This is a genomic window from Paenibacillus psychroresistens (assembly GCF_009728935.1).
Classification (GTDB): Bacteria; Bacillota; Bacilli; order Paenibacillales; family NBRC-103111; genus Paenibacillus_AC; species Paenibacillus_AC psychroresistens.
Genome location: NZ_CP034235.1, coordinates 7,587,782 through 7,600,207 on the forward strand (window position 1 = coordinate 7,587,782; position 12,426 = coordinate 7,600,207).

Genomic DNA, 12,426 nt, shown 5'->3' on the forward strand with positions numbered 1-12,426 from the left:
ACCTTTTACACGGTCATTTTTTACTGCTGCGAATTTCTTCACGATATTCACTCGGGGTCTTTCCCACTATTTTTTTGAAGATTTCGCTGAAATGATTGGCATCTTTAAACCCGACGGCATAAGCCACCTCATAAGCTTTTAAATCCGTTTGCGCCAGATTGCGCTTAGCTTCCTCTATTCGAAATTCAACGAGAATATCCTTGAAATTCTTCTCTGTTTCCCTCTTGATGATCCGACTCAGATAAGAGTAGTTGACGTTAAGCCGATCCGCGATCATTTGCAGGGTAAGATCCTCGGCATAATGACGTTCAACCATTTTCTTCGTTTCCAGAATAAGCCTAGAAGCATAGTCCACTTTCTTAGCCTGAATTTGCTCTACCACCCGACGGAGATAGATTTCGAGAAACTGCATCATTTCCGTTAATATATTAAGGCCCAATAATGCCTTATGGACCTCCATCCTTTTATCAGATGAGGTTTGAATTCCATATTCAACCATCATGGCTTCAGAGGTATCGACCATTTGCATATTAAAGCTTTGCATTTCCGCCTTATTGAAGCCCTCTGTTAACATTCGTTTGTAAGATGAGCGCAGAAAGCCAGATACCTCACTACTATCCCCTCTCTGCAGCAGCAAAGAGAACTCATTGCGTGAAATGTCTTGATTGCGATTATGTTCAACGAACAAATCATCTAATGCTTCGTGAGAAACAATCGATTTTTTGCCCAGCAGCATGCGATATTCCATACACTGGCTAATCTGATAGATCCCATCAGTCAGCTCGAGAAAAGAGTTCAAATGCTGGCTCAAGCCAATCGAGATACTGATAACCGCATCCTCATTACAAACCTCCATAATGGTTCTAATCAGGTTCATTATATGACTCGATGTTGGTTCATCGGGATCACCAGGCTCAAACAGCCCATCAAAGAGCAGGTAATAGATACCCGTTTCAGAAAGAGCGGACCAATAAGAAAAAGCCTCATCCTTAAGAATCACATCAATCTTATCCTTCAATCCCAGCCGTGAGAATGGTTGATTCACATGCACCGCTGTCGGCGTATTATCCATCTCCACATAGACTAAGCGATAAGGACGATCTTCAATAGCTTGTTTTTGCAGCCAATCCAGCTTCTCTGTCTCCGTTGGGGAAGGGTGGCTAAAATAGGCAAAAAACTCATCCTGCCAAATCCACTCATTCTGATGTGAAACGTATACTCTTAGCAAATTTACACTTTTAATCAAATCCTCAGGTCTGAATGGCTTCGTAATAAAATCAACAACACCCAATTTAATCGCTTGTCTGGCATATTCAAAGTCACTGTATGCCGTAAGAAAAATAATCGGCAGCTCGGGACGCTCCTTCTTCAGTTTTTCTGCCAATACAATACCGTCCATAATCGGCATTTTAATGTCTGTAATCAATACGTCCGGCTGCAGCCTGACCATCATCTCATAAGCCTCAGCTCCATTAGAGGCTGTACCTACGACTTCACAACCAGCAAGCTTCCATTCTGGCATACGACCTATAAAGTCGCGAATTTCCTGTTCATCATCTACGATTAATATTTTCATTAGAATCCCCATAGCGTTTGCTCCTTCATTCAAAAGTAATCGGCAGATTAACCCTAGCTAACGTAATATTGGTTTCTTTATGCAGAGCTACGCCATACTCCGGCCCATAATGAAAATGAATTCTAGCATTTACATTCTGCAAACCGGAGCCCAAGCCTTTGCGTTCATAAACATGCTCATGCGTTTCTGAAGGATCTCCTACAGAATTCTCAATCTCAATAACGAGCCTAAAGTCTTCCTCATACGCTCGGACAATGACATGTCCATCTTTATGCATGTAATCGATCCCATGAGTAAATGCATTCTCCACAAGCGGTTGCAGAATTAGCTTGGGAACAGGTATCGATTTCAATGATTCCGGGACTATAATTTCGTAATGAAGCCGCTTGCCATAACGGCGTTGGTGGATTAGCAAATATTTATTAACAAACAGCAGCTCTGTCTCTAAGGGAACTGTTGTTTCACCCGGAGCAATGGAGAATCGGAAGATGCCGGCTAAATTCTGCACCACATCTGCTATATTCTCCGAGCCTTCCTGGGATCTAGACAAAATGCTAATGTACTCCAGGGTATTGTATAAAAAGTGCGGATTAATATACATCCTTACTGCGTTTAATTCCGCTTCCTTCTGCAGCATGCCGGAATTGTAATTCTTCTCGATCAGCTCTTGAGTCCGACTTACCAGTTGGTTGTAGCCATGGCAAAGCAGAGCAATTTCATCTGTGGTGCGAATATCCTGCATTAAATTATACTCCTCCTGCTCCGCTTTGCGCATTAGGCGGGTCAGCCTTGTTATCGGCACATTGATTTTGCGCAATATCCAGAACGTAATCAGAATAACGGCAAGCCAGGCAAGAAGGGTTACATAAACGGAGAAAAAAGCTTGCTTTGTAATGATTTGCCCCGGCTTAGAAGGAATCAGGTACACATATTGAAAATCAGTAGCCCGTGATTTCTGTGTAAGCGCGACCATATTTGTTTGGCTGTGAATATTCAAGAGCTTACCAATTTGCGTTTCATCATTCGCTGAGAGAATGAGATTGCTGGAAGCATTAGTTATATAGAAATTACCCACTGGAAATTGCTCGTAAAGCGAGGTTACCTTCTTGGGATCGAGAGTGAGAATCAACCGGCCAATATCCGCTCCTGATCTTTTATCAAACAGCTTCAGATTGCATGCCAACCGCTTGCCGTCTGTGAAAAAAGCCCATTCTGGAACATAATCGTATTCAAACGGCATGATTCTAAAAGCCTCTTCAAATTGCAAGGGTGCCTTGGAGCCAACCGAGTAGCTTTTCCCTATCAAGCTTTGCAAGTAAATCGTATCTACTAAATCATCCTTTTGTGCTAGAAGCAGCCTCATAACTATGGGCTCAAGCTCCTTTTGGTCGCTTTCAACCTTGCTTAATAATAGAGAGTTGATTAATGAATTCTTTTTGGGATCATTCTCAGCCGTTTGGTTCAGCTTTTTGGCTATCCCCTTTAGGAAGTTATCCATTCGGTCCGAGGCATCAAGCAAAGCCTTTTGTGCAGTCTCTGTTGAATCCTTCTCCAAAAGATTCTTCGATTTAGCATAAAAGGAAGCGCTAACAATAATTAGAGGAATAAGCGTAAGCAGGGAATAGAGCAGCAGCATTTTGTATAACAAGCGTGATCGCAGCCATTGAATAATCCGCATGAGTGAAGCCACCTTTAAAAATATTTTCTATAATAGGCGTAAGCCCAGAGATACTAAGTATCCCTGAGCCCAATAATAACACTTATTATATTTGGTGAATAATTAAATCCGTTTACCCACGATGACTAAATCGCGCTCAATCCCATCCAAGCTAGCAACCTTGGGAAGATTTCCCCATGGACTAAAGCCAAACTTGCCTAATAATTTTAAACTGGGCTCATTATGTCCGAACACGAAACCTAATAAAGTCTGTATTTGCAGCTCAGGGCACGCTTGAATCGCTTTTTCTAGAAGAAGGCTTCCTAAACCGCATCCATGATGCGACTCTGCCACATAGATACTAATCTCTGCTGTCGCATTGTACGCAGGTCTACCATAAAAAGACTGAAAACTTAGCCAAGCTACCACTTCATTGCTTTGTTTCACGACCCAAAAAGGTCTATGCTCAGGTGAATGCTCATCAAACCACTTGCGTTTGCTTTCCACACTAACAGCCTCTAAATCCGCTGTAACCATCCGACTCGGTATGGTCGCATTATAAATCGCTACAATGCTTTCAAGATCCGCCAAAGTCGCATTTAAAATTTCTATATCCTGCATATCCATGAAATGACACCCCACTAAAATATAATGATTAATAATACCATACTGTGATTGAGTTTTAATAACAAGTGTTTCATAGCCTAGCACTTTAGTTTCATTTTTTTATAAACAGTAGGTCAAAGGGTTTACTTTTTTCTGCTAGTATAAGATAATGAGGGGGTTAGAAACCGCTTACAGAAATCACTTTTATTCGAAAAGGCATACTTATTGAAAGATAAGGTCGCAAAACCACAGATCTAAGGGATTCATATCCTAGGGTAGCTGGGTTACCGAATGGCAGGTTCATAACCTCCTTCGGAATTAAAGGAGGCTTTTCTGATGTCCCAAGTTATGGTCGTAGACGATTCCATGTTCATGCGCAAATTCATCAAGACTATGTTAGTTAAAATGGGTCATACCATTTCCTGCGAAGCGTCTGAAGGGCGTGAAGCAGTAGCCAATTACAGCAAATTTCTCCCAGATGTTGTGACTTTAGACATTACAATGCCTGGCATGAACGGAATTACAGCATTAAAAGAAATGCTGATTATTAACCCTAGCGCTAAGATTATTCTCTGTTCTGCGATGCACAGCCAATCCCTCGTTATACAAGCCATAAAAACCGGCGCTTGCGATTTTCTCGATAAACCCATCCAATACGAAAGACTAATGCAAGCCATCCAACATGCAACCCAACAACCTTGTTGTAGCTGTGAAAACTAATTGTGACATTGACTAGCTCAGCTTCCTTTTGTAAGCTGTTGTGCTTTTCCATTGTCTCCAGGATCACCCGGCCAAAACGCGTGCCGACCCAAAAGTACCGTGATCGCCGGTACGAGGAACGGTCGAACAATAAAGGTGTCCAGCAGTACTCCAATTGCTGTAATTAAACCGAATTGCAGGAGAACCTGAATCGGCAAAGTTGCCAACACAGCAAAAGTACCGGCAAGAATTAATCCTGCTGAGGTAATAACGGAGCTTGTCTCAGCTACGCCCTCTTGAATGGCTTGGCGGAGCGGCATGATCTTGCGCTTCTGCCAAATGCTTGAAATCATGAAAATATTATAGTCTTCTCCCAATGCGACAAGGAACACAAACGTATATAGCGGGATGGCCCATTGAATGGCCTCTGCACCAAACATATAATGCACAATAAGCCAACCTAAGCCAAGCGCGGAAAAATACGATAAAATAACGGTTCCGACTAAATACACCATCGCAACGATGGATCGTAAATAAAGGAGCAAAAGTAAAGCAATTAGCACAATTACCACCGGAATAATGATGTTCCGGTCTCGTGTGGTGACCACTCTTGTATCGTATTGAGTTGAGGTCTCCCCCTGCATCCATACTTTGTCTTTAGCTGAGCTAATACCTGCATTGGATAAGGACTGCTCAGCTGCTTCACGCAGATCCGGGATGCGATCCATAGCTTCCATGGAGTAAGGATTCATGGAAAGCTCGACATCATAGGCTTTAATATTCGGGTCCTGTTGACCGCTAACCGGCTCCATCACTTTATCTACATAGCTTAACTTGGCCAAGTCACTAGCTATGTTCGCTGCTTTGCCTTCCTCGTTGACGATTATTCTGACGGGAGCTAAGCCGCCTGGTGAGAATTGCTCACCGATAATGTCGAAGCCAACACGCGATTCCATATTCTTGGGAAAAGAAGATAGAATATCAAAGGTTAGCTTAATCTGCGAGGCGAATGCCGCAAAGCCGCCTAACAAAATTACGGTAATAATGACTATGACCAGTGGCCTGCGTATAACCAGCCTGCCTAAAATTCCGCCAAGGCGGTCCATTTCTTTAACTGGCTTAACTGGCTTGCCTTTGCGGACAGCACGCTCGTGCCGCATTTCAGCTGTGCGGGGAATAAAAGGGAAGAACGAAGCTCTGCCGATAATCGCCAGCAATGCAGGTACTAAAGTTAAGCTCGCGATGCTCATCACCACGATAGACAGGCTGAATGGAATTGCAAAACGGTAAGTAGAGCCATATTGCGATAAAAGCAAAGCCAATAGAGAGATAACCACCGTTAAACCACTCATGGCGATTGCCCCGGATGAAGCCTTTATAGCATCCACAAGAGCAGTGGTTTTATCTCGTTCTTCTGCAAGATTTTTACGAAAACGAGCAATAAGAAACAAACAGTAATCTGTACCAGCGCCAAACAATAAAACGGTCATGATTGATATCCCTTGCGAATCAGCCGTAATCCAGCCCTTCTGGCCCAGAATGCCAAGAATAGGGTTTAACACCCCATAAGCAAAGCCTACACCAATGAGTGGAATTATCGCCAGAACTGGGGAACGGTACAGCAAGAGAAGTAAAATCAGAACAACGAGAACAGTCCCAAGCAATAATTTAATATCTGCACTAGCAAATAAGCCAGTCGCATCAATAGCTATGCCTACAGGACCCGTTACATGTGCGCTAAGCTCCGATTTGTTTGAACTCGGTATATCAAACGGATCGGTTTTTAATTCCGTTTTCACCTGATCTTTTAGTTGGTCCACACTCGTTTCTAAGCGATCCGAATCGGCTTTGAACAATATTGGCATAATTAAAGTGCTGCCGTTCTCAGAGGCTTGCGCTTTTAATGCTGCTAATGGCAGCTTATGAAGCGGCACTATTGAGGTTTGATCTGGCAGCGGCTTGCTTTCAAGACTCTGGCTTAGGTTCTGAATAAACGCATAATCCGCATCACTCAATCCGCCTATACGCTGCCACACCACCAGTGCAGGTATGCTAACCCCGCTTGGAAACTCGCGTTCAGCAACAAGATCTGCTTGAACCGAAGGACGAGAATCTTTTAGATTGGCCGCACTATTATCTTCGACACTATTCACACTTGGCCAAATCGCTGTCAATGCACTGACAAGCACAATCCAAATCGCTAGCGTTACCCATTTACTACGTTTCCCCGCTACCCAGCCTGCCATTTGATTGCTCCATGATTTCTGCATGAATGATCCTCCTAAATTAACTTCATAAGTATCGATTGAGCATTTTATTGTATAATAGCTTTATGCTTTAACATTATAATTATATATACCGGAAGGTTAATTAATCAAGTCCTTTATTTAAAAATATATTTAATCGAAAACGAGGTGTTTTCAACATGGAGCCGAACTCAAAACGAACACCAGGCCGACCAAAAGCCAACAATCAGGATGCATCCGTTAAAGAGCTAATTCTGCGGACAGCCTCCCAGCTTTTTATGGAATTCGGGTATGATCAAATATCCTTGGAACAAATCGCTAAATCCAGCGGTGTGACCAAAGCTTCCGTCTATTACTATTACGTGAACAAAGCCAATCTATTCACAGCAGCCGTTGTTCAAATGATGACGAATATACGTCGCTATACTTTGATGATACTTGAGCGCAAAGAAAGCCTCAGACAACGGCTAACACTCGTTGCTGAAGCTTATCTGCATAATAATTCGCATGTTAATTTTGACACCTTAATGAAAGAGGCCACTCCTTCTCTAAGCGAAGAGCAGCTTGAAGCAATGCGCGATGCCGAAATGGCGATCCATCTTGAAATGGCGAATGAATTTCAAGCTGCCATGGACAGAGGAGAAATCGCTAAAGGCAACGTGATGCTTCTGTCCTATGCTTTCTCTGCATTAATGATGATTGGCAACCGCAACGACGTCAGCAGTTTGTTCACAACACCTAAAGAAACCGCCACTGAAATTGTCGCCTTATTCTGGGATGGAGCTACTGCACATAAAGTCTAATAAGCTAAACCTTAAACTTCTCTATTAGCCTCTGCAGACTTCTTGCCATATCATTCAAAGATTCCGTGGAAGCTGCAATTTGCTCCATTACCGCCAGCTGTTCCTCGGATGACGAGGCAATGCCCTGATAGTGGGCATTCGTTTCTCTCGATATCCGTGCCATCTCTTCCACTGAAGCCGTAGCCTCTTGCGTGCCTGCCGCAATCTCTTCCGAAACCGCCGAAACCTCTTGGACTTGCTCCGCTACATGCTCAACCTCTTGAAGAATTCGTCGGAAAGCTTCATCCGCTTCTCGGACTACAAGCAGCCCGCTCTCCACTTCCTTTTGTTCCTTAGCAATGGCATGAACCACTTTATCTGTATTATCTATAATGGCGGTAATTAATTCGGCAATTTGCATCGCAGATGTTTCGGACTGCGTAGCCAATTTGCGGACTTGTTGGGCAACTACGGCAAAGCCTCTGCCCTCGTCACCTGCTCGAGCGGCTTCAATGGCTGCGTTCAGCGCGAGCAAATTGGTTTGCGAAGCAATCCCCGAAATGACATCGACAATCTCCCCTACACGACTCGACTGCTCTACTAAAGTATGAATGTTCACAGCCATATCCTGTGTGGAGCCATGAATGGACTCCATTTGCTGCATGGCTCTTTGGATCGATTCATTGCCTAGTTTGGCATTGGTTGTAGATTCATTGGATGACTCAGCAACACTGCCCGATGATACTGCGATCCGCTGAACTCCTGAGCTAACTTCAGTCATAGCCCGAGCCGTATCCTCTGCACGCTGCAACTGCAGCTCCGACCCGCTTGCGGCGTCTTGAATATGCGCGGTAATTTGATTGCTCGCTTCGATAGTATGCTCGGTGCCTGCGCTAAGCTCACGCATAGCAGTATTCAGCTGTGAGGTACCTGCTTGAATACCTTGAATCATCCCGCGCAAATCCGCGACCATTTGCTTAAACGCCATAGCTAGATTTCCTATCTCATCTTTACGCTCAACAACAACCTGCACCGTAAGATCGCCCTGCTGCACCCGTTCCATCTGCTGCATAAGATTACGCAAAGGCTTCACGATCATGCGAGCAAAGAGATAAATGATTAGGATCGAAACCAGTAAGATTGAGCCTGCGATGATTATACTTTTTTTGCGATTATCTGCAAGCAGCTGATAAATTTTCTCCGCATCAAAATCTGCGCCTACCACACCAATCATTTTACCGCTTGCATCCTTCAAAGGAACATAAGCGGATACAGTCGCTCCATAAGCATCATCTTTGGTCAGCTCACCTAGCTGGGCTTTCTGCTCTTCAAACACATTATGCAAGCCTTCAAAGGGTTCTTCCTCCACTTCACCAAGCTTAGAGAAATCTCCTTCAGCAGCATCCATAGGAGCACCGTCAACCACGTAAAAATAGTCCATTTTATCGCCATTTTTGCGTTCAGCCATCGTATATAAGTATTTCAGATTGTTGGTAGCCTTCAAGTTATCAAGCTCTAAGCGTAGTTGTTTATAATACTCCGTCTCTCCGCCATCCGGCGTGATTTTGGCGTATTGCTCCAAATCAATTTTTGCAACGACATGCTCTGCGATTGTCTGTGCTTGCTGTCCCAATGATTGGGCAATCAGCTTCTCGGATGAAGTATTAATAACTATTCCTAACGTGACCCCCGACAATAAAATAATCGTCGAAAAAACGAGTAGGATGCGCGTTTGCAAGCTCTTCACGACTTGAACCTCCTGATTGATTTGATAACTTATAAATTTAGAATGAGCTTTTTAGAGAAACAATCCGGTTAAATACAGGCTTCTCAGCAGTGGAATGCTTGGAATCCACATTAAAATAGCCATGACGGAAAAACTGGAATTTCTCTTGAGCTGGAACCCCCAACATAGCTTGCTCTACAAAGCCTTGTATAGTTTCCAACGAGTTCGGATTTAGATGATCCATAAAAGTTTTGCCTTCTTCTGGTTCTGCATCAAAAATTAAAGGTTCGTATAGACGGAATTCCGCCGGAACCGCATTAGCAGCATCAATCCAATGTATCGTGCCCTTCACTTTGCGCCCAGTAAAGCCTGAGCCACTCTTTGTTTCGATATCATAAGTACAATGGATTTCCGTCACATTGCCATCCGCATCCTTAATAAATTCATTGCATTTAATGAAATAAGCATTCTTCAAACGCACTTCGTTGCCAGGAAAAAGCCGGAAATACTTGTTGGGCGGATTCTCCATAAAGTCGTCTTGCTCGATATAGATTTCCCGTGAAAAAGTAACTGTACGATTGCCCATCTCTGGATTCTCGATGTTATTCTCCGCTTCCATCTCTTCGGTTTGACCTTCAGGGTAATTGGTAATAACCACCTTCAACGGCTTTAATACAGCCATGGTACGCAGCGCTTTAAGCTTTAAATCCTCACGCAGAAAATGCTCCAAATACCGTTCGTCCACCGTACTATTACTCTTGGTTACACCAATTTCACGAGCGAATTGTCGGATAGCTTCTGCGGTATAGCCCTTGCGGCGCAAACCGGAAATCGTCGGCATCCGCGGATCATCCCAGCCGTCCACCGAATTCTCATCCACAAGCTGCTTCAAGAAACGCTTGCTCAGCACCGTATTCGTTATGTTAAGTCGCGCAAATTCATATTGCCTAGGCCGTTGCTCCATCTCACATTCTTCAACTACCCAATCATAGAAGGGCCGTTGATCCTCAAACTCCAAGGTACAAATTGAATGCGTAACCCCTTCAATGGCATCCTCCAACGGGTGTGCGAAAGCATACATCGGATATATTTTCCATGTATCTCCAGTGTTATGATGGATCGTATGTGAAATACGGTATAAAGCCGGATCACGCAAGTTGATATTAGGGGAAGCCATATCGATCTTGGCACGTAGAATCTTCGATCCGTCCGCAAATTCACCCGCACGCATCCGCGCAAATAAATCTAGGTTCTCTTCTACTGTCCGTGTGCGATAAGGGCTATCTTGCCCAGGCTCCGTTAAAGTACCTCGAGTCGTGCGCATCTCGTCTGCTGTTAATTCACAGACAAAGGCTTTGCCTTTCTTAATTAAGAGGACCGCACGATCGTACATTTCGCCAAAATAATCCGAAGCAAAGAACAAACCATCCCACTCAAAGCCCAGCCATCGTACATCTTCCTTAATGGCTTCGACATATTCGATATCCTCTTTTGCTGGATTGGTATCATCAAAACGTAAATTAGTCCGGCCATTGAATTCATCCGCCAGCTCAAAATTCAAGCAAATCGACTTGGCATGTCCAATATGCAAATAACCATTTGGCTCCGGGGGAAAGCGGGTAACTACTTGTTTAACTCGATCAGCCTGGATATCGTCTTGCACGATATTTTTAATAAAGTTCGTATTGGTTGTTGGTTTAGTCTCTGTCTCCATGGTGAACATCCTCTCTTGCGCTCGAAAATCATTATATTTAATCTACATTCTATCATACACAAAAATCCAAGCAATTATAAGAGGAAGCCGGGCGAGAAAGCGAAAAAGATCACATCCTGTTGGGCCAAATCGGCTTAGGGATGCAATCTTGTAAATTATTCGCATTCAATTCTTGGTAACTACGCCCTTTGGGCCTGTATCCCATTGGCTCAGCACGCTGAGCGATGGGGATACAGGTCAAATGCGAGGGGGATGCAGGTAATAAGCGAGGTAAAGTTACTTAATCTCTAGTTCTCCCAGATTTATCACCACATGAGCCGCTTCTACCCCGTTCAATGTCAGTGAAATCCGATGTTCCCCAGGATAATGCCTGCGTGTCGTCAGATCGGCCCAACGGTGAGTTCGGGTACCGGATAAACGTGAACCGCCAGCGACAGTCTTGTCGGAAAGCAGAAATAGCTTGCGAGAGGTTTGCCCTCTTGCCTTCACGAAGTCAATGCCATATTCGATTCGAATCCGCACAGGAGCGCCTTCGCGAATATGAAGCTCGAAGCGCAGCTCGCAGGCACCGCCGATTTGCAGATCGGCTGTATCTACAGCCAAAGCGGCATACGTATGCAAAGCCTGCTCTTCTCCCGCTTCCGCATAACCGAACAGTGCAAGCACCTCTGGATCAGCCTTGCGAATCAAAGTTCGGCAGGCGTGCCGGATGATCCAGTCCGTGTGAGGACTGACACCCCGCCAACGACGAGCTGTTGCGATCACAACCGCAGGGTGATCTTTGGCGATGTCGTTGAGGTTGTTGGCAACACTCTTGCGCACATATAGCGAAGAGTCCGCCTTCAGCAGTTCAAGCAAAGGAAGCAGCGGAGCTGGGTCACGCTTGAACATGGGAAGTGCCTGTCCCCATGGGAGACGGGGACGACAGCCTTCGCTTGCGAGCCGCCGCACGTGCGCGTTTGGATGCTCTGCCCAAGCCGTCATCTGGCGCATCATCCGCTCAGGATCACGCAGCAGAAACGATCTCACTGCGAATTCCGCAGACGATTTGGAAGTAAACCGCTCCAAAGCATCGATGGACAATGTCCAGTGCTCCTCAGCCTGACCGTGCACTTCCACAAAGTCAGGAAAGAATAGATACGGGAACCCGATGCATGTCCCATCTATCGCATACAGAACATCCAATGCCGCTTCATACCGAGATGGCAGATGCTTTCCGAGAGTTACTGAAATCCGCCTGATTCTTTCCTTGAGCTTAAGCTCGTCCCAGCCTGCACTCATGGTTTCAGTAACAAATGCATTAGTGTCAAAAGCTTCATATACAGCATGCACCTTCTTGCCAAATTGCCGCAAAAAAGCTTCATGGAACATATCTTTTAGTGCATCAGCGATTTTAATCCCCTGCTTTCAATGCTGTGTC

9 protein-coding genes and 1 riboswitch are annotated in these 12,426 nt (G+C 44.6%); of the genes, 2 read left to right on the top strand and 7 right to left on the bottom strand.

What is annotated here, in order from left to right:
* Window positions 1–13 precede the first annotated feature (13 nt).
* From EHS13_RS34060 to EHS13_RS34070, 3 genes are all read right to left on the bottom strand, one after another.
* Window positions 14–1,588: a response regulator transcription factor gene (locus EHS13_RS34060; RefSeq protein ID WP_155704671.1), complete on the bottom strand. Its 1,575-nt coding sequence runs from the start codon at window positions 1,586–1,588 to the stop codon at window positions 14–16.
* Window positions 1,589–1,601: 13 nt separating this feature from the next.
* A complete protein-coding gene (locus EHS13_RS34065; protein WP_155704672.1) occupies window positions 1,602–3,254 on the bottom strand; it encodes a sensor histidine kinase in 1,653 nt (550 codons plus the stop codon).
* A 102-nt stretch (window positions 3,255–3,356) separates the two neighbouring features.
* On the bottom strand, window positions 3,357–3,854 hold the full coding sequence (locus EHS13_RS34070) for a GNAT family N-acetyltransferase (RefSeq protein WP_155705624.1): 498 nt from the start codon (window positions 3,852–3,854) through the stop codon (window positions 3,357–3,359).
* 190 nt (window positions 3,855–4,044) lie between these two features.
* Window positions 4,045–4,131, top strand: a riboswitch (cyclic di-GMP riboswitch).
* Window positions 4,132–4,175: 44 nt separating this feature from the next.
* On the opposite strand from EHS13_RS34070, the gene EHS13_RS34075 reads away from it, so the two are divergent.
* Entirely contained in the window at window positions 4,176–4,559 is a 384-nt protein-coding gene (locus EHS13_RS34075; protein WP_155704673.1) for a response regulator, read from the top strand.
* Between the two features lie 17 nt (window positions 4,560–4,576).
* On the opposite strand, the gene EHS13_RS34080 is transcribed toward EHS13_RS34075, so the two are convergent.
* A complete protein-coding gene (locus EHS13_RS34080; protein ID WP_155704674.1) occupies window positions 4,577–6,808 on the bottom strand; it encodes an MMPL family transporter in 2,232 nt (743 codons plus the stop codon).
* Window positions 6,809–6,963: 155 nt separating this feature from the next.
* On the opposite strand from EHS13_RS34080, the gene EHS13_RS34085 reads away from it, so the two are divergent.
* Window positions 6,964–7,587 (top strand): TetR/AcrR family transcriptional regulator, encoded by a 624-nt coding sequence (locus EHS13_RS34085; protein WP_155704675.1) that lies wholly within the window; start codon window positions 6,964–6,966, stop codon window positions 7,585–7,587.
* 4 nt (window positions 7,588–7,591) lie between these two features.
* Here EHS13_RS34085 and EHS13_RS34090 read toward each other — a convergent pair whose 3' ends face one another.
* The 3 genes from EHS13_RS34090 to EHS13_RS34100 form a co-directional block, all read right to left on the bottom strand.
* Window positions 7,592–9,313: a methyl-accepting chemotaxis protein gene (locus tag EHS13_RS34090; protein ID WP_155704676.1), complete on the bottom strand. Its 1,722-nt coding sequence runs from the start codon at window positions 9,311–9,313 to the stop codon at window positions 7,592–7,594.
* Window positions 9,314–9,350: 37 nt separating this feature from the next.
* On the bottom strand, window positions 9,351–11,006 hold the full coding sequence (locus EHS13_RS34095) for a glutamine--tRNA ligase/YqeY domain fusion protein (protein ID WP_155704677.1): 1,656 nt from the start codon (window positions 11,004–11,006) through the stop codon (window positions 9,351–9,353).
* Window positions 11,007–11,282: 276 nt separating this feature from the next.
* A complete protein-coding gene (locus tag EHS13_RS34100; RefSeq protein ID WP_155704678.1) occupies window positions 11,283–12,398 on the bottom strand; it encodes a DNA alkylation repair protein in 1,116 nt (371 codons plus the stop codon).
* Window positions 12,399–12,426: the final 28 nt, after the last annotated feature.

Coding starts and splice junctions, on each gene's coding strand:
- EHS13_RS34060 (WP_155704671.1), bottom strand. CDS start 1,588: ATGGGGATTCTAATGAAAATATTAATCGTAGATGATGAACAGGAAATT.
- EHS13_RS34065 (WP_155704672.1), bottom strand. CDS start 3,254: ATGCGGATTATTCAATGGCTGCGATCACGCTTGTTATACAAAATGCTG.
- EHS13_RS34070 (WP_155705624.1), bottom strand. CDS start 3,854: ATGCAGGATATAGAAATTTTAAATGCGACTTTGGCGGATCTTGAAAGC.
- EHS13_RS34075 (WP_155704673.1), top strand. CDS start 4,176: ATGTCCCAAGTTATGGTCGTAGACGATTCCATGTTCATGCGCAAATTC.
- EHS13_RS34080 (WP_155704674.1), bottom strand. CDS start 6,808: ATGCAGAAATCATGGAGCAATCAAATGGCAGGCTGGGTAGCGGGGAAA.
- EHS13_RS34085 (WP_155704675.1), top strand. CDS start 6,964: ATGGAGCCGAACTCAAAACGAACACCAGGCCGACCAAAAGCCAACAAT.
- EHS13_RS34095 (WP_155704677.1), bottom strand. CDS start 11,006: ATGGAGACAGAGACTAAACCAACAACCAATACGAACTTTATTAAAAAT.